The sequence below is a fragment of the Niveibacterium sp. genome (assembly GCF_041909475.1).
GTDB lineage: Bacteria > Pseudomonadota > Gammaproteobacteria > Burkholderiales > Rhodocyclaceae > Niveibacterium.
This window is the reverse complement of sequence record NZ_JAYRDJ010000001.1, coordinates 81,874-103,128: the sequence shown is the minus strand read 5'-3', so window position 1 is coordinate 103,128 and position 21,255 is coordinate 81,874. Positions and strand designations below refer to the sequence as shown.

Annotated in this window: 18 protein-coding genes; 11 read left to right on the top strand and 7 right to left on the bottom strand. The window is 64.0% G+C overall.

From position 1 onward, the window contains the following. Position 1: 1 nt before the first annotated feature. Positions 2–1,189 carry a bifunctional phosphopantothenoylcysteine decarboxylase/phosphopantothenate--cysteine ligase CoaBC gene (gene coaBC / locus ACE3P0_RS00475; protein ID WP_374398763.1) on the bottom strand — a complete coding sequence of 396 codons (1,188 nt, stop codon included), beginning with the start codon at positions 1,187–1,189 and terminating at the stop codon, positions 2–4. Positions 1,190–1,256: 67 nt separating this feature from the next. Here coaBC and radC point away from each other — a divergent pair, with 67 nt between their 5' ends. From radC to ACE3P0_RS00440, 7 genes are all read left to right on the top strand, one after another. Further along, positions 1,257–1,934: a DNA repair protein RadC gene (gene radC / locus ACE3P0_RS00470; RefSeq protein ID WP_374398761.1), complete on the top strand. Its 678-nt coding sequence runs from the start codon at positions 1,257–1,259 to the stop codon at positions 1,932–1,934. A 140-nt stretch (positions 1,935–2,074) separates the two neighbouring features. Continuing rightward, a complete protein-coding gene (rpmB, locus tag ACE3P0_RS00465; protein WP_172198377.1) occupies positions 2,075–2,308 on the top strand; it encodes a 50S ribosomal protein L28 in 234 nt (77 codons plus the stop codon). Between the two features lie 24 nt (positions 2,309–2,332). Beyond that, positions 2,333–2,500: a 50S ribosomal protein L33 gene (rpmG, locus tag ACE3P0_RS00460; protein ID WP_172198374.1), complete on the top strand. Its 168-nt coding sequence runs from the start codon at positions 2,333–2,335 to the stop codon at positions 2,498–2,500. Between the two features lie 454 nt (positions 2,501–2,954). After that, positions 2,955–5,954 carry a phosphoenolpyruvate--protein phosphotransferase gene (ptsP, locus tag ACE3P0_RS00455; protein WP_374398758.1) on the top strand — a complete coding sequence of 1,000 codons (3,000 nt, stop codon included), beginning with the start codon at positions 2,955–2,957 and terminating at the stop codon, positions 5,952–5,954. A gap of 29 nt (positions 5,955–5,983) precedes the next feature. Continuing rightward, complete coding sequence (gene ptsG, locus ACE3P0_RS00450) at positions 5,984–7,753, top strand: PTS glucose transporter subunit IIBC (RefSeq protein WP_374398756.1); 1,770 nt, start codon at positions 5,984–5,986, stop codon at positions 7,751–7,753. A 62-nt stretch (positions 7,754–7,815) separates the two neighbouring features. Next, on the top strand, positions 7,816–8,430 hold the full coding sequence (locus tag ACE3P0_RS00445) for an HD family hydrolase (RefSeq protein ID WP_374398754.1): 615 nt from the start codon (positions 7,816–7,818) through the stop codon (positions 8,428–8,430). 74 nt (positions 8,431–8,504) lie between these two features. Further along, positions 8,505–9,167, top strand: coding sequence for a hypothetical protein (locus tag ACE3P0_RS00440; protein ID WP_374398752.1), 663 nt, complete (start codon positions 8,505–8,507; stop codon positions 9,165–9,167). Between the two features lie 27 nt (positions 9,168–9,194). Here ACE3P0_RS00440 and ACE3P0_RS00435 read toward each other — a convergent pair whose 3' ends face one another. From ACE3P0_RS00435 to chvE, 6 genes are all read right to left on the bottom strand, one after another. Beyond that, entirely contained in the window at positions 9,195–9,689 is a 495-nt protein-coding gene (locus ACE3P0_RS00435; protein WP_374398750.1) for a GAF domain-containing protein, read from the bottom strand. A gap of 138 nt (positions 9,690–9,827) precedes the next feature. Next, positions 9,828–10,649: a pyridoxal phosphatase gene (locus ACE3P0_RS00430; RefSeq protein WP_374398749.1), complete on the bottom strand. Its 822-nt coding sequence runs from the start codon at positions 10,647–10,649 to the stop codon at positions 9,828–9,830. Continuing rightward, positions 10,646–11,620, bottom strand: a complete 975-nt coding sequence (araC, locus tag ACE3P0_RS00425; RefSeq protein ID WP_374398747.1) for an arabinose operon transcriptional regulator AraC — start codon at positions 11,618–11,620, stop codon at positions 10,646–10,648. The genes ACE3P0_RS00430 and araC overlap by 4 nt, the downstream gene beginning before the upstream one ends. Before the next feature lie 9 nt (positions 11,621–11,629). Then, a complete protein-coding gene (mmsB, locus tag ACE3P0_RS00420; RefSeq protein ID WP_305847228.1) occupies positions 11,630–12,838 on the bottom strand; it encodes a multiple monosaccharide ABC transporter permease in 1,209 nt (402 codons plus the stop codon). 9 nt (positions 12,839–12,847) lie between these two features. Further along, entirely contained in the window at positions 12,848–14,380 is a 1,533-nt protein-coding gene (gene mmsA / locus ACE3P0_RS00415) for a multiple monosaccharide ABC transporter ATP-binding protein (RefSeq protein WP_374398744.1), read from the bottom strand. Positions 14,381–14,467: 87 nt separating this feature from the next. Then, the gene (gene chvE / locus ACE3P0_RS00410; RefSeq protein ID WP_374398742.1) at positions 14,468–15,532 is read right to left on the bottom strand and encodes a multiple monosaccharide ABC transporter substrate-binding protein; all 1,065 of its coding nucleotides are present in this window, start codon (positions 15,530–15,532) and stop codon (positions 14,468–14,470) included. Between the two features lie 644 nt (positions 15,533–16,176). On the opposite strand from chvE, the gene ACE3P0_RS00405 reads away from it, so the two are divergent. The 4 genes from ACE3P0_RS00405 (at position 16,177) to ACE3P0_RS00390 (ending at position 21,212) form a co-directional block, all read left to right on the top strand. Next, positions 16,177–17,862, top strand: coding sequence for a ribulokinase (locus ACE3P0_RS00405; protein WP_374398740.1), 1,686 nt, complete (start codon positions 16,177–16,179; stop codon positions 17,860–17,862). Next, positions 17,862–18,560, top strand: coding sequence for an L-ribulose-5-phosphate 4-epimerase (locus tag ACE3P0_RS00400; RefSeq protein ID WP_374398738.1), 699 nt, complete (start codon positions 17,862–17,864; stop codon positions 18,558–18,560). Before ACE3P0_RS00405 ends, ACE3P0_RS00400 begins: the two co-directional genes overlap by 1 nt. A 30-nt stretch (positions 18,561–18,590) precedes the next feature. Then, entirely contained in the window at positions 18,591–20,093 is a 1,503-nt protein-coding gene (gene araA / locus ACE3P0_RS00395) for an L-arabinose isomerase (protein WP_374398736.1), read from the top strand. Between the two features lie 159 nt (positions 20,094–20,252). Then, positions 20,253–21,212, top strand: a complete 960-nt coding sequence (locus ACE3P0_RS00390; protein ID WP_374398734.1) for an ABC transporter substrate-binding protein — start codon at positions 20,253–20,255, stop codon at positions 21,210–21,212. The last annotated feature ends 43 nt before the right edge of the window (positions 21,213–21,255 follow it).

Genomic DNA, 21,255 nt, shown 5'->3' with positions numbered 1-21,255 from the left:
TTCAGGCGAGCATGCCGGCCATGTGTTTCACGATGGCTTCGGCAACCGCGTCCTTGGCGCCGTGCGGCACTTCGTGGCGACCGGCGTCGTCGAACAGCACGACGCGGTTGTCGTCGCCTCCCATGCCGTCCTGCACCAGGTTGCCAACCAGCAAGGGCACCTTCTTCTTCGCACGCTTGGTGGCGGCGTACTCGTCGAGATTCTGGCTTTCTGCCGCGAAACCCACGCAGAACGGCGGATTCGGCAGCGATGCGACTTCGGCGAGGATGTCCGGGTTCTGCACCAGTTCGATCGTCAGCCCTTCGCCACCCGTCTTCTTCATCTTGTGATCGGCAGCCGTCGCCGGCCGGTAGTCGGCCACCGCGGCAACGCCGATGAAAACATTGGCCGCCAGCACGTTGCGCATCACCGCATCACGCATCTGCAAAGCCGTCTGCACGTCGATACGCACAACGCCACGCGGTGTCGCTTGGGCGACCGGGCCCGCCACCAGCGTGACGTCGGCGCCGGCGTCCGCACAAGCTCGCGCCAACGCAAAGCCCATTTTGCCCGAGCTGATATTGGTGATGCCGCGCACCGGGTCGATCGGTTCGAACGTCGGCCCGGCGGTGATCAGCACGCGCTTGCCGGCCAGCCGCTTGGGCGTGAAGAAGGCCGCGACTTCGGCAACGATATCCAGCGGTTCAAGCATCCGCCCCATACCGACTTCGCCGCAGGCCTGCTCACCGGCCGCTGGGCCGAATACGGCGACGCCGTCAGCACGCAGTTGCGCGAGGTTGCGTTGCGTGGCGGGGTTCTCCCACATCTGCCGGTTCATCGCCGGGCACACCGCCAGCGGGCATTCACGCGCCAGCACCAGGGTGCTGAGCAGGTCGTCCGCCATGCCGTGCGCGAACTTCGCCATCACGTCGGCGGTGGCTGGCGCGACCAGCAGCAGATCGGCGCCGCGGGTCAAATCGATATGCGCCATGTTTCGGCTCTGGCGTGTATCCCATGCATCGACCCAGGCCGGGTTGCCGCTCAGCGCCTGGAAGGTGACTGGCGTAACAAAGTTCGCCGCCGCTTCGGTCAGCACGCAATGCACTTCGGCGCCCTGCTTGCCCAGCTGGCGCACGAGATCAGCCGCCTTGTAGGCCGCGATGCCGCCGGAGACGCCCAACACGATGCGCTTGCCCGTGAAAATGCTCATGACATGTAATCCAGATTACGCGGCAGGATGGAGGCCCGATTCTACCGCCCCACTGCAAGGACACGACATGGCGATCACCGACTGGCCCGAAGACGAACGCCCGCGCGAACGCCTGCTCGCACATGGCGCGGCGGTGCTGTCCGACGCCGAGCTGCTGGCGATCTTCCTGCGCGTGGGCATCAAGGGAAAAAGTGCGGTCGACCTTGCGCGTGAGCTGATCAGCCGCTTCGGCAGTCTGACGCGCCTGTTCGCGGCGCCGGTCGACGACTTCGCTGCGGTGCCCGGCATGGGCAGCGCGAAGTTCGCGCAGCTGCAGGCCGTGATCGAGATGGCACGCCGCGCATTGGGCGAAGAAATGCGCGAACGCGACCTGCTCAGCTCGCCCGGCGCAGTGCGCGACTGGCTACGACTGAAGCTCGCCGCCCTGCCCTACGAGGTCTTCATGGTGATGCTGCTTGACGCGCAGAATCGCCTGATCCATTCCGAAGAGCTGTTTCGCGGCACGCTCGACCAGACCAGCGTGTACCCACGCGAGGTCGTCAAGCTCACGCTCTCCCACAACGCCGCGGCCGTGATCTTCGCGCACAACCACCCCTCCGGCTGTGCCGAAGCCAGCCGCGCCGACGAACTGCTGACGAACAGCCTCAAACAGGCACTGGCGCTCGTCGATGTTCGCGTGCTGGATCACTTCATCGTGGCTGGCAACGCACGGCCGCTTTCCTTCGCCGAACGCGGCCTGCTGTGAGCCAACCTGTGAGCCAACACATGCTGTTTGGATCTTTCAGTACCGCGCCACCCAATCAATCCGCCGAAACTACTTGATTCGCCACCCCATTTCTGGATAGAATCGTGGGTTTCGAGCAAACAGGTTCATCGGAGCGTTTCATGTCCCGCGTCTGTCAAGTTACCGGTAAAGGCCCCATGGTGGGCAACAACGTCTCGCACGCAAACAACAAGACCAAGCGTCGCTTCCTGCCCAACCTGCAGTCGCGCCGTTTCTGGGTTGAGAGCGAGAACCGCTTCGTCCGTCTGCGTGTGTCCAACGCGGGTCTGCGCACGATCGACAAGAAGGGCATCGAGGTCGTCCTCGCCGAGCTTCGCGCTCGCGGCGAAGTCTGATCCCGCCCTCACTAGGAGAACATCATGGCCAAAGGCGGTCGCGAAAAGATCAAGCTGGAGTCCACTGCGGGCACCGGCCATTTCTACACCACGAACAAAAACAAGCGCACCACTCCCGGTAAGCTCGAGTTCATGAAATATGACCCGAAGGCCCGGAAGCATGTGCTCTACAAGGAAACCAAGCTCAAGTAATTTGAGCTGACCTGGTTTGCCTCGATGAGAAACCCGCCAACTGGCGGGTTTTTCTTTTTCTGCGTTCGCGCACGCGTTCGCAGCATCCTTCCCGCCCCACACAAGTCGGCACCAGCACGCCTCAGCTCACCCGCAAGGCCTGCGTCCGCCCGTACGGACCGCAAACTCCCCACCTGCGCCAACACCCACCTCGACGGCGCAGCACAAAAATCCATCGCCATCCCGCAATCGCCGCAAGAAGCAAGCTGGGAGCGCGACTTCGCGCCCTGCATACCGATTTCGTCAACCCCGACAAGCTTTGTGGGCAGAACCCCATAAGCGCTTCCTATGATGTAACTCAAGTCCTTGATCGAATTTGCGCACTAGGGTAAACCCTATGTTGGGGTTTACCCCTAGTTCGATGCGATGGGGAGTCGCGCCGGACCAGTCCAGATAATTCCGCCAGGAGACATCAATGCGTGCAAACGCACCCAGGTTGCAGCTAGTCGCCCCGTTGTCGGGCTTGATTGTTCCGATCGAAAGCGTGCCGGATCCCGTTTTTGCCCAGAAGATGGTGGGCGACGGGATTTCGATCGACCCCACCTCCAACGAACTGCTCGCGCCGGTCGCCGGCACGATCACCCAACTACACAGCGCCGGCCATGCACTGACGATCCGCTCGGTGGAAGGCATCGAGGTGCTGCTGCACATCGGCCTCGACACCGTGATGCTGAAAGGCGAAGGCTTTTCGCCGCAGGTTCGCGAGGGTGATCAGGTTACCGCCGGCCAGCTGCTGATCCGTTTCGACGCCGATCTCGTCGGCCGCAAGGCGCGCAGCCTGCTGACCCAGATGGTGATCGCCAACGGTGATCTGGTTGCGCGCATGAAGCCCGCAACCGGCAAGGCGGAAGCCGGCAAGACCGAAGTGCTGACGCTCGATCTCGCGGGTGCAACTCCTACTGTCGGCACCGGCGCAATCGACATCGTCGCGCCGCTGTCCGGCATCCTGTTCCCGCTCGACAAGGTGCCTGATCCGGTCTTCGCACAGAAGATGGTCGGCGACGGCATCTCGCTCGATCCGACGAGCCCGGAATTGCTGTCACCGGTCGCCGGCACGGTCACCAATCTGCACAGCGCCCACCATGCGCTCACGATTACCACGCCGGAAGGCCTGGAAGTGCTGGTGCACATTGGCATCGACACCGTCATGCTCAAGGGTGAAGGCTTTACGCCCAAGGTCAAACAGGGTGACACCGTAACGGTCGGCCAAACCTTGATCCGCTTCAACCCGGATCTGGTGGCACGCAAGGCCGCGAGCCTGCTGACGCAGATCATCATCGCTAACGGCGACAAGGTTGCCGCGATGCACGCGAAGAGCGGTGCGGTGGAAGCCGGCCGCGACGTGGTGCTGAGCGTCGAAATGGTCGGCGCCGCTGGCGTCGCCGCGGCCGTCGGCGGCAGCACCGAAACCGCCGGCCCGGTCAGCCTGCCGAATCCGTCCGGCCTGCACGCGCGCCCGGCTGCGGTACTCGCAGCAGAGGCGAAGAAGTTCAAGTCCGACGTGCGCATCGCACGCGGCAGCGACGAAGCGAATGCCAAGTCGGTCGTCGCGATCATGGGGTTGTCGACCCAGCAAGGTGACCAGATCGTCGTCAAGGCCACCGGCCCCGACGCACGTGACGCCGCTGCTGCCGTCGCCAAGCTGCTCGCTGAAGGCTGTGGTGAGAAGGCGGGGGATGCACCGGCCGCTGCCGCACCGAAGGCTGCCGCGCCGGCACGCGCAACGCCGACCGACGCCGACGAGCTGGGCGGCGTATCCGCCTCGCCCGGCCTCGCCGTTGGCCGCATCGTGCAATACCGTCAGCAGGTCATCGACGTAGCCGAGAAGGGCGAATCGCCGCAACGCGAGCGTGCCCGTCTGGACGCCGCCCTGCACGAAGGCCGCACCGCCATCGAAGCGCTCAAGGCCAACCTCAACGATCCGTCCAAGGCGCAGATCATGGACGCCCATATCGAGCTGCTGGAGGACCCGGAACTGGTCGACCTGGCGATCGAAGGCGTATCCGCCGGCAAGAGCGCCGGTTTCGCCTGGCGTGAAGCCTTCACTCGCTACGCCGCGCAACTTGAAAAGCTCGACAACGCGCTGCTGCGCGAACGCGCCAACGACATCCGCGATGTCGGCCGCCGCGTGCTGGCCACGCTTGCCGGCGTGACGCAGGCCAAGATCGATGTGCCGGCTGGCTCGATCCTGATTGCCGAGGAACTGACGCCGTCCGACACCGCACAGCTCGATCGCAGCAAGGTGCTGGGCTTCTGCACCACCACCGGTGGCGCAACCAGCCACGTCGCGATCCTCGCGCGCTCGCTCGGCATCCCGGCGGTGTGCGGTATCGATGAAGCGGTGCTGGCGCTGGCTGATGGCACGCAGGTCGTGCTGGACGGTTCGCGTGGCACGCTGCGCAAGAACCCGACCGAGGCGCAGCTTGCCGACGCCCAGGCCCGCATGGCCCGCCAGGCGGCCAAGCGCGAAGCCGAGCAAGCCGCCGCGCACAAGGCCGCGCATACCGCCGACGGCGTGCGCATCGAAGTCGTCGCCAACGTACGCAACGCGAAGGACGCCCAGGAAGGCGTGGCGAATGGCGCAGAAGGCGTTGGCCTGCTGCGCTCGGAGTTCCTCTTCGATGACCGCGACACCGCGCCGGACGAGGAAGAACAGGCGGCCGCCTACATGGCGGTGGCTGAAGCCCTCGGCACCGAGCGCCCGCTGGTGGTGCGAACGCTGGACGTGGGCGGCGACAAGCCCCTGCCCTACCTGCCGCTGCCGAAAGAAGAGAACCCCTTCCTCGGGCTGCGCGGTGTGCGTGTGAGCCTGGAGCGGCCGGACATGTTCCGCACCCAGCTGCGCGCGATCCTGCGCACGGCCCCGCTCGCCCAGCTGCACATCATGTTCCCGATGATCGCGACGCTCGAAGAGCTGCGTGAGGCCAAGGCGATTCTCGCCGAGGAGCAGGCGGCCACCGGCCACACCAACGTCAAGGTAGGCGTGATGATCGAAGTGCCGTCTGCCGCCGTGATGGCCGAGCAGTTCGCCCGCGAAGCGGACTTCTTCTCGATCGGCACCAACGACCTGACCCAATACACGCTGGCGATGGACCGCGGCCACCCGAAGCTCGCGAAGAAGGCCGACGGCCTGCACCCCTCTGTGCTGCGCATGATCGCGCTGACCTGCGAAGGCGCGAAGAAGCACGGCAAGTGGGTCGGCGTATGCGGTGGCATGGCGTCGGACCCGATGGCCGTTCCCGTGCTGATCGGCCTCGGCGTCGAAGAACTCTCCGCGTCGGTCCCCGCCATCGCAGCGGTCAAGGCCACGGTGGCGCGCGTGACGATGGCGGAATGCCAGGCGCTCGCGCAGGAAGTGTTGTCGCTGGGTACCGCCGCCGAAGTGCGTGCCCGGCTTGCCAAGTTTGCTGATTAAACCAAGTCCCCTTGAGGAGCCACAAAACCATGTTCACAAATGCCTTCGCTGGCCTGCAGAAGATCGGCAAAGCGCTGATGCTGCCGGTGGCCGTCCTGCCTGTGGCAGGCCTGCTGCTGGGTCTCGGCGCGACCGATTTCCACACCACCAACACCGTCTTCCTCGCGATCCTGTCGTTGATGAAGAACGCAGGCGACGTGATCTTCGGCAACCTGCCGCTAATCTTCGCCATCGGCGTTGCACTGGGCTTTACCGAGAACGATGGCGTTGCAGCCATCGCCGCGACCATCGGCTACCTGGTCATGACGGTCACCCTGGGCGTCATGGCGGGCATCATGGGCATCAAGCCGGACACGATCATGGGCCTGCCCTCGATCCAGACCGGCGTGTTCGGCGGCATCCTCGCCGGCGGCCTGGCGGCTTACATGTTCAACCGCTACTTCCGCATCGCACTGCCGGCCTACCTCGGCTTCTTCGCGGGCAAGCGCTTCGTGCCGATCGTCACCGCGATCGCCGCGATTGCCTTGGGCGCCGTGCTTTCCTTCGTATGGCCCCCGATCGGTGGCGCAATCAAGACCTTCTCGCACTGGGCTGCGGTCAGCGATCCGCGTACCGCCGCAACGGTATATGGCTTCGTCGAGCGTCTGCTGATCCCGTTCGGCCTGCACCACATCTGGAACGTGCCGTTCTTCTTCGAAATGGGCAGCTTCCTCGACCCGAGCACCGGCAAGATGGTGAGCGGCGACATCAACCGCTTCTTCGCGGGTGACCCAACTGCAGGCGTGCTGGCTGGCGCGTTCTTCTTCAAGATGTTTGGTCTGCCGGCCGCTGCAATCGCGATCTGGCATACCGCCAAGCCGGAAAACAAGCTGGCCGTCGGCGGCATGATGGTGTCGGCCGCGCTGACCTCGTTCCTGACCGGTATCACCGAGCCGATCGAGTTCGCCTTCCTGTTCGTTGCACCGGTGCTGTACTTCATCCACGCTCTGCTCGCGGCTTCGTGCCAGTTCGTCGCGAACACGCTCGGCATGCACATGGGCTTCACGTTCTCGCAGGGTGGCATCGACTTCCTGATGTTCAACCTGATCGGCAACAAGTCCCAAGGCGCGTGGTACGTCTTCATCCTGGGCCCGATCTACGCCGCGATCTACTACTCGGTGTTCCGCTTCGTGATCGTCAAGTTCAACCTGAAGACGCCGGGTCGTGAAGACGCCGCAGAAGAAGGCGCTACGCAAGCCATGGGCGAAGGCAAGGGCGGCAAGGCCCGCGACCTCGTGATCGCCTTCGGTGGCCGTGGCAACATCAAGAGCCTGGACGCTTGCATCACCCGCCTGCGCATCGCCGTAGCCGACCCGTCGCGTGTCGACCAGGCCCGCCTGAAGGCGCTCGGCGCATCGGGCGTGGTGGTGGTCGGTAACGGCATCCAGGCCATCTTTGGCCCGCTGTCGGAGAACATGAAGGGCGACATGGAGGACTACCTGAAGTCCACCGGTGCCGAGGCTGACGTTGCTGCACCGGCAACTGTGGTTGCACCGGCAGCTGCTGCACCGGTTGGCGCCAACGCCCAGCAGAAGGCCCGCGCCGAGAAGATCCGCGCAGCCCTCGGTGGCGCCGCCAACGTCAAGGCGCTCGAAGCGCTCGCCGCAACCCGTCTGCGTGTTGAACTCGCCGATGCCGCCAAGGTGGATACCGCCGCGCTGAAGAACGCGGGCGTGCAAGCCACGATGCCGGTCGAAGGTGGTGCGATGCACCTGATCGTCGGCCTCGAAGCCGACGCGCTGGCTGCCGCGCTGCGCTGATTCAAAGTTTCCTTTGTAGTATTGAGGGCGCCTTCGGGCGCCCTTTTTCATTGGAGCAACGCATGAGCCCGCATAAACGCCTCGACGCACAGATCCGCTTCGTCCTGGAGATCGACAAGCTCAAGGGTGTGCTGCGTCAGAGCTGGCTGCTCGACGGAGAGCGTCGCGAGAACTCCGCTGAGCACAGCTGGCATGTCGCGATGATGGCGCTAGTGCTGGCCGAGCACGCGAATGCGCCCGTCGATGCGACGCGCGCCGCAATGATGCTGATGCTGCATGACGTGGTTGAAATCGACGCCGGCGACACCTTCGCCTACGACACCGCCGCCCATGCCGACAAGGAAGCGCGCGAACATGCCGCCGCCGACCGGCTGTTCGGCCTGCTGCCGGCCGACACCGGCGCAGCCCTGCGCGCACTGTGGGACGAGTTCGAGGCCGCCGAAACCATCGACGCACGCTTCGCCAACGCACTCGACCGCCTGATGCCAATGCTGCACAACCTGCATACGCAGGGCCGCGCGTGGCAGGCGAACGGCGTGACGGCCGACAAGGTGCTGGCGCGCAACCACGTCATCGCCGACGGCTCCGAGCGTCTGTGGGCCTACGCGCGCGGGGTCATCGACGAAGCGGTGAACAAGGGTTACCTCGCCCCCGCTGTGACCTATACCTCCGGGTAAGCTCCCGCCGCGCTTCGCGCACCGCCAGCTCCTGCAGGCCGCGCGGCGGAGCCCCCAGTTCCGGAGGCCTCGCCATGATCTTCACGCTCCCCTCGGGCTTTGCCAGCCGCCTCGACGATCTTGATCTCTTCCTGCGCGAAGAGGCCGCCGCAGTCAAACAGGACGAGAAGGACCGGCTCCTGCGCCTGGCGCTGGTCACCGCCTGCCAGATGCTGTCGTCAATCGACGACTCGGTACTCGACACCGCACTCACGCAGCTGCTGCGCGAACCAGGCTCGGAGATCCGCGACGAAGCGGCGCGGGTGCTCGCCGAGGGGCGAGCCTTCCAGTTCTTTCTCGATCGCATTGAAGACGGGCTGCTGGAAGCCCTTGGCGTATCGGAGCGCGCACGTCAGCGCATGACCAAAGCGCTTGCAAACATGCGCCCCCAGGCCGTGGCGCAGCTCAGCACGATGCAGGCGCGCCGCGTGGTGTGGGATTTCCGCGATCTGCGCAGCGAGGTCTGCGCGTTAAAGGACATCGCGATTGCTGAGGCTGAAGAACTGGAGCGCAGCCGCCTGCGCAACCAGGCCCATACTTACACGGTGAACACGCTTGGCGCTGCGACGGTTGCGATCAACACGGCAGCTGCCTTTGCCGCCGCCACGAGCATTCTTGCGCTGCCTGCCATATCCGTGGCTGCAACCGTTGCTTCGGCCGCGCTCGGCGCGGTCGCGCAATCCTGGAAACCCAGCTGAGCGAGCGCAAGTGAGCTTGCCGTCGTATCAGCCGAGCGGACGCGCTTCGAGCTCGCGAACAACCAGGCGCGCGAGATCGCGGAACAACTCAAGCTCTTCCGGCTCCAGGCGGCGAGGCTTGCGATCGATCAGACAGAGCGTCCCAATGCGGAAACCGCTGCTCAAGCGCAAGGGCATGCCAGCGTAAAAACGGATCTTCGGATCACCGGTGACCAGCGGATTGTCGGAAAAACGCACATCTGCCAGCGCATCGGGCACGATCAGGGGCTCATCCTGCAGGATCGCATGGCCGCAGAACGAGATGTCGCGCCCGGTTTCGCAAGCATCGAGCCCCGCCCGAGATTTAAACCACTGGCGGTCGGCATCGATCAGACTGACCAAGGCAATCGGCACACGAAATGCAGTCGCACAGAATGCCGTGACCGAATCGAACTGCTCCTCGGGCTCGGTATCGAGCACCAGCAAATCACGCAGCGCTTGAAGGCGCTGCGCCTCGTCAGGCGGTGTCGCGGGTCGTAGCATGCGGCTCCCTGTCTCTGCCGGCGCAGCCAAGCGCAACGCCGTTCACGATGCAATTGACGGGAATTCTGCGTGAGACTTGAGTCGCACCGACCGATCGGTGGCGCGAGCCCCCTGCGTGGATCGACTGGCGGCCGGACGCTACGCAGGAACGAAACGTTCGAGCGTGCGTGCGATGGTGTCGCTGTCGTTCGGGCCGGCGAGCCAGTCGGCGGCTTCGCGGACTTCGGGCAGGCAGCCGGCCATCGCGACGCCGACGCCGGCGAGCTGCAACATGCTGATGTCGTTGGGGCTGTCGCCGAAGGCGATGACGTCTTCAGGGGCGATTGCGTTCTCGGCAAGCCAGCGGGCGAGCAAGGCACCCTTGCTGTTGCCGCCTTGGGCGATATCGACACGGTTGCTGCCGGACCATTCGCAGGCGAGCCCCATCTCGCGCTGCACTTCAGCAACCAGTTCCAGCAGCGGTTCGGTAACCGGATGCGTGAGCGCGAACTTCCACACGATATCGGCGGTGACCGCCACATCCTCGAAGCGGGCCACCCGTCGGAAGGCGGCGCGGTCTTCCGGGTGCTGTGTTTCGATCCACTTGAGCAGGCGCGCAAGATGGGGTTCGACGCGTTCGTAGGTGATCGTGTTACGGATGTACATCAGCGCGTGGATGCCGCTTTCGCGGATCTTGCGCAGCAGGAACAGTGCCTGGGTGCGCGATAGCGGGTTAGGCATCAGCGCTTCGCTTCGGGCGTAGTCGTAGAGGTAGGTGCCGTTGCAACAGATCGCCGGCAGATCGAGCCCCAACGCGCGGTGATAGGGTGCCGCGGCAGCGTGGTGGCGCCCGGTCACGAGCATCACGCCGATGCCGCGCTCGCGCAATGCCGCGATCGACGCGGCCGACTCGGGGCGGATCTGCAAGCGGCTGTCGAGCAGCGTGCCATCCAGATCCAGCGCCACGAGGCGGAAGTTCATCCCCTGCTCCCCTTCTGCAGTGCCTCAAAGGCAAAAGTTGCCAACGGCGTCATCAGCTGTGGGTCGACCAGCGGATGCGGTTCGGTATCGCAGGATTTGCGATAGCCGCTCGGGCTGATGCCGACCCGTTTTCGGAACACGCGCGAGAAGTAGAGCTGGTCTTCGTAGCCAACGATTTCCGAAACGCGCGATACGGGCGTGCGCGTGCTCTGCAGCAGGTGCTTTGCCAACAGCACACGCTGATCTTCGCGCCAGCGCACGATGTTCATGCCCATCTGCTCGCGGAACAGGTGGGCCAGGCGCGACGGCGAAAGGCACACATGCCGCGCGATGTCGTCCAGGCCTAGGTCATCGGCGAGATTCTTGGCGATGAACTGGCAGGCCGCCTGTACGCGGCTGTCGATCGGCTTGGGCAGGTTCTCCGGCCGCTCTTCGTAGGCGCGGATCAGCAGGCGTTCGAGCAGGTTGATCGCGAGCTCTTCCGACGTGCGCCGCTCGCCGCGATGGGTGCGGTCGATTTCCTGGAACAGCGCATCGAACTCGGCGATCAGTTCCGGCGAACCGAGGCTCAGCTTGCCCACGCGTCGCGTCGGGTGCGGCCACTTGAGCCAGTTGGCCCAGTAGCCACGCGGACGGAAGTACACCCAGCGGTGATACCAGTCCGGGCTACCCGGCGCGCGGCCGTAGTAGTGCGGGGTTTCAGGCGAGAACAGCAGCAGGTCGCCAGTGCGACAGATGAAGGATTCATCGCCGTCGACCACCTTGCCCTCGCCCTTCACCGTCATGTTGATGATGAAGCCCTTCATGCCGTTCGGGCGGTCGATGAAGAAATCCAGCGGCCCGTTCTCGATGATCGGGGTCACCCCTGCTACCAGATACAGGTTGAAGGAGTAGCCCGGCAACAAGGGGTTGAGCTGCTTGCCCCCATTGTCGCCGTAGTTCATCGCGGATGCCGGCATCGGCTCATGCATCGGAAGCGCTCACTTGTTCTTGTTGTAGACATCGACGAACACGGCGGCGACCAGCACCAGGCCTTTGATCACCTGCTGGTAGTCGATACCGATACCCAGGATGGACATGCCATTGTTCATCACGCCCATGATGAATGCGCCGATCACTGCGCCCATGACCTTGCCCACCCCGCCGGAAGCTGACGCCCCACCAATGAAGCAGGCGGCGATCACGTCGAGCTCGAAACCCAGGCCCGCCTTCGGCGTTGCGGTATTCAACCGCGCAGCGAAGACCAGGCCGGCGAGCGCCGCAAGCGCGCCCATGTTGACGAAGGCGAGGAAGGACAGCCGTTCGGTCTTGATGCCCGACAGCCGTGCGGCCTTCTCGTTGCCGCCCAGCGCGTAGATGCGGCGACCGATCGTTGTGCGCTTGGTAACGAAGTCGAACATCAGCGTCAGCGCCAGCATGATCACCAGCACGTTCGGCAGACCCTTGTAGCTGGAGAGCAGGTAGGTGAAGAACAGGATCGCCGCTGCAAAGATACCGGTCTTCGCGAGGAACAGGCCTAGCGGCTCAACCTGCGCACCGTAGCGCGTCTTGTTCGCCCGCGCCCGCAGCCCGGTATAAAGCAGCGCTACCGCACCGACAACACCGAGTGCCATCGAGGTCAGCCGCAGTGCTTCACCAGCAAATGGATCAGGGATGAAGCCCGAAGACAGCAGTTGGAACTCGGGCGGGAAGGGACCGACCGACTGCCCGGCGAGCAAGGCCAGCGCCAGCCCCTTGAACACCAGCATGCCGCCCAGCGTAACGATGAAGGACGGGATCTTGTGGAAGGCCACGAGGTAGCCCTGCAGGCCGCCGACCACCGCGCCGACGCCCAGGCATACGAGCGCCGCCGGCAGATAGTGCCAGTGGTAATTGACCATCAGCACCGCCGCGAGCGCGCCGATGAAGCCCGCAACGGAACCGACCGAGAGGTCGATGTGCCCGGCAACGATCACCAGCAACATGCCCAGCGCCATGATCACGATGTAGCTGTTCTGCAGCACCAGGTTCGTGATGTTCAGGGGCTGCAGCAGCGTGCCTTCGGTCATGTACTGGAAGAACACCATGATGACCGCCAGCGAGAACAGCATGCCGTAGTCACGCAGGTTGGTCTTCACGAAGCCGAGCAGGGATTTGCCACGGCTGGCGGCCGGTGCCGCACTTTCCATCATCGTATCCATGTCTTTCATTTCCCGACTTCAGCCTTCTTTGCCGGCCGTGACGATGGCCCGCATGATTTTTTCCTGGCTCGCTTCGGCGGCCGGCATTTCGGCCACGAAAGCACCTTCATTCATCACATAGATCCGGTCGCTCATGCCCAGCAGTTCGGGCATTTCGGACGAGATCAGGACGATGCATTTGCCCTCGGCCGCCAGTTGCGCCATCAGGCTGTAGATCTCGAACTTCGCGCCAACGTCGATGCCGCGTGTCGGCTCGTCGAGGATCAGCACTTCGGGCTCCGAAAACAGCCACTTCGAGAGCACGACCTTCTGCTGGTTGCCGCCCGACAGGTTGCCAACGTGCTGAAACACGTCCGCGCTGCGGATGCGCATCTTGCGGCGGTACTCGGTGGCGACCGAGAACTCGCGGCCAACGTCGATGACCCCGCGCGCGGCGACGCCCTTGAGGTGTGCCAGCGAGATGTTGTGCTGGATCTCGTTCTCGAGCACCAGGCCGTAGCCCTTGCGGTCCTCGGTGACGTAGGCCAGCCCGTTATGCACCGCGCGCTCGACGCTGCTGACGTCGATCTGCGCGCCCTTCAGGAAGGCGTTGCCCTTCACATGCCGACCGTAGGAACGACCGAACAGGCTCATCGCAAATTCGGTACGCCCCGCGCCCATCAGGCCGGCGATACCGACGATCTCGCCGCGGCGCACGTTCAGGCTGACACCCTTGGTGACCTCGCGTTCGCGGTGCAGCGGATGCATCACGGTCCAGTCACGCACCTCGAACACGACATCGCCGATATTCGGCGTGCGCGGCGGGTAGCGATCGGCCATCTCGCGGCCGACCATGTTACGGATGATCACATCCTCGCTGGCAGGCCCGCCGCTGCAGTCGAGTGAGGTAACCGTCGAGCCGTCGCGCAGCACGGTGATCGTGTCGGCGACGCGCGAGACTTCGTTGAGCTTGTGCGAGATCAGGATGCTGGTGATGCCTTGCGACTGGAACTCCAGCAGCAGGTCGAGCAGCGCCTGGCTGTCGTTCTCGTTCAGGCTCGCCGTCGGTTCGTCGAGGATCAGGAGCTTCACACGCTTGGAGAGCGCCTTCGCGATCTCAACCAGCTGCTGCTTGCCGACGCCCAGGTCTCCGACCGGCGTATCCGGCGACTCCGAGAGCCCTACTTTCGCGAGCAGCTCGACCGTGCGGCGATGTGTCTGTGCCTCGTCGATGATGCCGCGACGTGATTGTTCGTTGCCAAGAAAGATGTTCTCGGCGATCGACAGCATCGGCACCAGCGCCAGTTCCTGGTGGATGATGATGATGCCCTGTTCTTCGCTGTCGCCGATCGATTCGAAGCGCTGTTCCCGCCCTTCGAAGCGTATCGTTCCTTCGTAGCTGCCGTAGGGGTACACGCCGCTGAGCACCTTCATCAGCGTCGACTTGCCCGCGCCGTTCTCGCCGACGATCGCGTGGATCTCGCCGGCTCGCACCGCGAGGTTCACGTCCTTCAGCGCAACCACGCCCGGAAAGCGCTTGGTGATGCCGCGCATCTCGAGGATGGATTCCACTCTGCTCCTCCGATTACCGGGCGTGCGGCGCACCGCCCACCCGGTTTCAAACGCAGCGGTACCGCACCGCGCGGCACCGCATCCGGCTTACTTCAGCTGGTCCGCGGTGTAGTAGCCGCTATCCACCAGCACCTGCTTGTAGTTGGTCTTGTCGACGGCAACCGGCTTGAGCAGGTAGGACGGCACGACCTTCACGCCGTTGTTGTAGGTCTTGGTGTCGTTGATCACCGGCTGCTTGCCCTGCAGCACCGCGTCGACCAGGTCAGCCGTGACCTTCGCGAGCTCACGCGTGTCCTTGAACACGGTGGAGTACTGCTCGCCGCGCAGGATCGACTTGACCGACGGCACCTCGGCATCCTGGCCGCTGACATACGGCCACGGCTGGCCGGCGGTGCCGTAACCGACACCCTTCAGCGACGAGAGGATGCCGATCGACAGGCCGTCATACGGCGACAGCACCGCGTTGACCTTGTCCTTGGCGTAGAAGGCCGACAGCAGGTTGTCCATGCGGGCCTGCGCAACGGCGCCGTCCCAGCGCAGGGTCGAGACCTTGTCCATGCCCAGTTGCTTCGAGCGCACCACGAGCTTGCCGCTCTTGATGTACGGATCGAACACCGACATCGCGCCGTTGTAGAAGAAGAAGGCGTTGTTGTCGTCCGGCGAGCCACCGAACAGCTCGATGTTGAACGGGCCCTTGCCCTGCTTCAGACCCAGCGCGTTCTCGAGCGACTGCGCCTGGATCACGCCGACCTGGAAGTTGTCGAAGGTGGTGTAGTAGTCGACGTTCTTCGAGTTCTTGATCAGGCGGTCATAGGCGATGACCTTGACGCCCTTGTCGTGCGCCTTCTGCAGCACATCGGTCAGCGTGGTGCCGTCGATCGACGCGATCACCAGCACCTTGACGCCCTTGGTGACCATGTTCTCGATCTGCGCGAGCTGGTTCGGGATGTCGTCGTCTGCGTACTGCAGGTCGGTCTTGTAGCCGCGGCTCTGGAAGACCTTGACCATGTTGTTGCCGTCGGCGATCCAGCGTGCCGAGGACTTGGTCGGCATCGAGATCCCCACCAAGCCTTTGTCGGCCGCGCTCAGTACGGGCATGTAGGCGGCTGCGGCCAAGGCCAGCGCGGTCGCCAAAGCGGTTCTGCGTTGCATCTTTTCGTCTCCTGTCTTGTTTCTGTCCAAAGTGACGCGCCCGCTCTCGCATTCGCGCCCACCTCCCTTGTCCGGCCGCCGGGTCGGCATGCCGCCTCCTGCATCACCGCCGCCCCCGGCAGTGACTCTCTCCACATCCGGAGTCCGCCTTTCGTCCATATCGGCGCACCCCGCATCCCACACAAAAATCCATAAACAGGCACTTTCGACGACAGCCTTTGCGCTCAAAAAAGCCGCCTACGGCCATCGACTTACCCGCAGCACGACCGTTTTCGAGGGTGCTCGCAATCGCCCGGAAGCCCGGGCAGCGCAACACAGAACACCATCAAAACCTTATCAGCACTGGATTTCTGCACTTTCCAGAGCAAGCAGAAAGCGCCGCTCCGGAATGTGGATCGGATCATAAGTCCCGATGATCGGCCCATAAAAGGCTCTACAAGCCCAAACAAGCCGACTCAGCCGTTTTCTCCATAACTACGGCAGAACTCAGTCAGTCGATCCATTTACTGCGCCGCAACATCGGGGGTCATAGCTGAAAAGTGCATGAAGCCAGCCGCCCCCTCCTGACACCCCCGTGAATCGAACTCCTAAGGTTCGCTCCATCGATGGCATCAACGCGATGCCGCTGTCTGGAGATTCGATTCGTGCAAGCAAGCCCTACAAGCGCAATAGCGATTGGCCTCGATTTCGGCAGTGACTCGGTGCGTGCGCTGGCGGTGCGCTGTGGTGACGGCGCTGAGCTCGCGACCCATGTCGCCTGGTATCCACGCTGGAAGCGCGGCGAGTTCTGCGACCCGGTGCGCAACCAGTTCCGCCATCACCCGCTTGATTACATGGAGTCGATGCAAGAAGCAGTGCGTGAAGTCGTCGCCCGGCTCAGCGCCGAGCAACGTGCCGCGGTGGTCGGTATCGGCGTGGATTCCACCGGCTCGACGCCCGCCCCGGTGGACGCCGCCGGCCATGTGCTGGCGCTGCATCCGGACTTCGCCGACAACCCGAATGCGATGTTCGTGCTGTGGAAGGACCACACCGCGATCGCCGAGGCAGAGGCCATCAATACGCTGGCGCGCAGCGGCGAGTTCCGCGACTACACCCGCTACATCGGCGGCGTGTATTCCTCTGAATGGTTCTGGGCCAAGATCCTTCATGTCACCGCGGCGGACGAGCGCGTGCGCCGCGCGGCGGTGAGCTGGGTCGAACTCGCCGACTGGGTGCCCGCCCTGCTCTCCGGCACCACCCGTCCGCAGGATCTCCGCCGTGGCCGCTGCGCGGCCGGCCACAAAAGCCTCTGGCACCCGGAATGGGGCGGCCTGCCCGAACGTGGCTTCATCGAAACGCTCGATCCGAAGCTCTTCGAAACCCTGCAGTACCCGATGTTTGCCGACACCTGGACGGCGGAGCGCCCGGTCGGCCGCATCACCGCGGAATGGGCCGAAAAGCTCAACCTGCCCGATACGGTGATCATCTCCGGCGGCGCCTTTGATTGCCACATGGGCGCGGTCGGCGGCGGTGCCGGCCCGCATACGCTGGTCAAGGTGATCGGCACCTCTACCTGCGACATCCTGATGGCCGACGCCGCCACGATCGGCGAGCGCGCGATCGCCGGCATCTGCGGCCAAGTCGATGGCAGCGTGCTGCCGGGCAAGATCGGGCTCGAAGCCGGGCAGTCCGCCTTTGGCGACATCTACGCCTGGTACGCACGCCTGCTCGGCTGGCCGCTCGAATTCGCCGCCAAACAGAACCCTTCGCTCGCAGGCCCGCTGGCCGAGGCGCAGGCACAACTGATCCCGGCGCTCGCCGAAGCCTGGGCCGCCTCGCAGGATCTGGATCACCTGCCGGTGGTGCTGGACTGGTTCAACGGCCGCCGCACGCCTTTCGCGAATCAACGCCTGAAAGGCGTGATCACCGACATCAACCTCGGCACCGACGCGCCGGCGCTGTTCGGCGGCCTCGTCGCCTCAACGGCCTTCGGCGCCCGCGCGATCATGGAATGCTTCATCGACCAGCAGGTCGCCGTGAACAGCGTGCTGGCGATGGGCGGCATCGCGCGCAAGGCGCCGACGGTGATGCAGGTCTGCGCCGATGTGATGCAGCGGCCGATCGACGTGGTCGCGTCTGATCAATGCTGTGCGCTCGGCGCCGCGATCTTCGCTGCCGTCGCCGCCGGCACCTACAGTACGGTGGAAGCGGCGCAGGAAAAGATGGCCAGCCGCATCGAACGCACCTTCACGCCCGATGCGGCTCGCGCCGGCAAGTTCGAAGCGCTGTACCAGCGCTACCTCGAATGGGCGAAGGCCGGTGAGCCCTTGTTCGCGGCGGAGACCCACTGATGTCGACGCTCGCCCTCCGCGAAGCGGTACTCGAAGCCAACCTTGCGCTGCCGCGCCACGGCCTTGTCACCTTCACCTGGGGCAATGTCAGCGGCGTCGATCGTGAGCGCGGCCTCGTTGCGATCAAGCCCTCCGGCGTTGCCTATGAGCACATGACCGCCCGCGACATCGTGGTGCTGACGCTGGCCGGTGAGAAGGTCGAAGGCGAGCTGCGCCCGTCGTCGGACACGCCGACGCATCTGGCCTTGTACCGCCGTTACCCGGAAATCGGCGGCATCGTGCATACGCACTCCACACATGCCACTGCGTGGGCGCAAGCGCACAAACCGATTCCTGCATTCGGCACCACGCACGCCGATTACTTCCACGGCGAAATTCCCTGCACCCGGCCGCTCAGCAACGCCGAGGTGGAAGGCGAATACGAGCTGAACACCGGCAACGTGATCATCGAAACACTGGGCGAACGCAGCCCGCTGGCGATGCCCGGCATTCTCGTTTCCGAACACGCGCCCTTCGCCTGGGGCAAGTCGGCGGACGACGCGGTGCATAACGCCGTCGTACTCGAAGAGGTCGCGCGCATGGCGCTGCTGACGCTCTCACTGAATCCACGGCAGGGGCCGATCGCCGACTACCTGCTCGACAAACACTACCTGCGCAAGCACGGCGCCAAGGCCTACTACGGCCAGGGCCGCGGCTGACGCACGCATCCATCCAAGGAAGGACATACCGTGGAACGCTACAAGCAACTCGAAGTCTGGTTCGTCGTCGGCAGCCAGTTCCTGTACGGCCCGAAGACGCTGCAACAGGTTTCGGACAACGCCACCAAACTCGTCGCCGGCCTCAACGCCGAAGCCGGCCTGCCGCTGAAGCTGGTGCTCAAGCCCACCGTGAAGAGCGCGGAAGAAATCCTCGCAGTCTGCCGTGAAGCGAACAACGCGCCGAACTGTGTCGGCCTGATCACCTGGATGCACACCTTCTCGCCGGCCAAGATGTGGATCGCCGGCCTGCAGGCGCTCAACAAGCCGTGGATGCAGTTCCACACGCAGTACAACGCATCGGTGCCCTGGGCAACGATGGACATGAACTTCATGAACCTGAACCAGACCGCGCACGGCGGCCGCGAGTTCGGTTTCATCGGCGCACGCATGCGCAAGAGCTATGAAGTGGTGGTCGGCCACTGGCAAGACCCGGCCGCACAGGCCAGGCTGGGCCGCTGGATCCGCGTCGCCGCCGCGGTGCACGACATGCGCCAACTCAAGGTGGCGCGCTTTGGCGACAACATGCGCGACGTGGCAGTGACCGAAGGCGACAAGGTTGAGGCGCAGATAAAGTTCGGCTACGCGGTGGATGGCTATGGCATGGGCGACCTCGTGAAAGACATCGAGGCCGTGGAAGACAGCGCGCTGAAGGCGCTGGTCGACGAATACGAAGCGAGCTACACGTTGGCCGACAGCGTACGTGCAGGCGGCGAGAAGCGCGTCAACCTGCTCGAAGCGGCGCGCATCGAACTGGGCATCAAGAATTTCCTCGAACGCGGCAAGTTCGGCGCCTTCACCACCACCTTCGAAAACCTGCACGGCCTCGTGCAACTGCCGGGCCTCGCGGTACAGCGCCTGATGCAGCAGGGTTACGGCTTCGGCGCCGAAGGCGACTGGAAGACCTCGGCGCTGCTTCACACGCTCAAGTTCATGAGCGAAGGCCTGCCCGGCGGCGCCTCGTTCATGGAGGACTACACCTACGACTTTGCGATGTCGGGCGACCTCGTCGTCGGCTCGCACATGCTGGAGGTCTGCCCGACCATCGCCGGCGACGTGAAGCCCAAGCTCGACGTGCTGCCGCTGTCGATCGGCAAGAAGGATGACCCCGCGCGGCTCATCTTCAATGCCAAGGCCGGCCCCGCGGTGAATGCAAGCCTGATCGACATGGGCAACCGCTTCCGCCTGATCGTCAGCGAGCTCGACGTGATCGACCCGCCGCACGATCTGCCCAAGCTGCCCACCGCGCGTGCGGTGTGGAAGGCGCTGCCGAGCCTCGCTGTGTCGGCTGAAGCCTGGATCCACGCTGGCGGCGCGCACCACGCGGTATTCACGCAGGCGCTGGATGCCGACACGCTGCGCATCTTCGCCGACATGCTCGACATCGAGTTCCTGCAGATCGGGCGCGAAACGCGTATCGACGCATTCCGCAACGAAATCCGGTGGAACGAGCAGGCCTATGCTTTAAAGCACTAAGTCACCCGTAGATTGACTGGTTGAACGCCGCGTCCAGCGGCTGCGCATTTCAAAAATACACAAGGCGCCAAAGAGCGCCGCAACACCGGAGCAGGAAACACAGGCACATGCGGTCGGAGCCCCGCCAAAAAGGCCCCAAACACCAAAGGAGACAAGAAGATGAGCATCAGCAGACGTTGTGTCCTCACGCTGGCGGGTGGCTTGCTGCTCGCAGCAACTGCCGGCGTACAGGCAGCGGACAAGAAGATCACGCTTGGTTTTGCACAGGTGGGGGCCGAAAGCGAGTGGCGCACCGCCAACACGCAGTCGATCAAGCAGTCGGCGAAGGATGCCGGCATCACCCTCAAGTTCTCCGATGCACAGCAGAAACAGGAGAACCAGATCAAGGCGATCCGCTCCTACATCGCGCAGAAGGTCGACGTGATCGCCTTCTCGCCGGTGGTGGAAAGCGGCTGGGAAACCGTGCTGCAGGAAGCCAAGGCCGCGAAGATCCCGGTGATCCTCACCGACCGCGCCGTCAGCGTGAAGGACGATTCGCTGTACGTCACCTTCATTGGCTCGGACTTTGTTGAAGAAGGTCGCCGCGCAGGTAAATGGCTGCTCGACAACTACAAGGGCCAGGGCGATGTGAACATCGTCGAGCTGCAAGGCACCGTTGGCTCCGCCCCGGCGATCGACCGCAAGAACGGCTTCGAAGAAGTGATCAAGGCCCAACCGCGCTTCAAGATCATCCGCTCGCAAACCGGCGACTTCACCCGCGCCAAGGGCAAGGAAGTGATGGAAGCCTTCCTCAAGGCCGAGGGCAAGAAGATCAACGTGCTCTACGCACATAACGACGACATGGCGATCGGCGCGATCCAGGCCATCGAAGAAGCTGGCCTCAAGCCGGGTAAGGACATCATCATCATCTCGATCGACGCAGTGAAGGGCGCGTTCGAAGCGATGATTGCCGGCAAGCTCAACGTCACGGTTGAATGTAACCCGCAACTCGGCCCGCAGCTGATGGAAGCCGCAAAGGCCGTGGTTGCCGGCAAGCAATTGCCCAAGCGCATCGTGACCAAGGAAGGCGTGTTCCCTATGGAAGTCGCGGCCAAGGAATTCCCGAACCGCAAGTACTGAGCCCCGCCTGATCGCACCGGGCTCGCCTGGTGCGAAGGCTGAC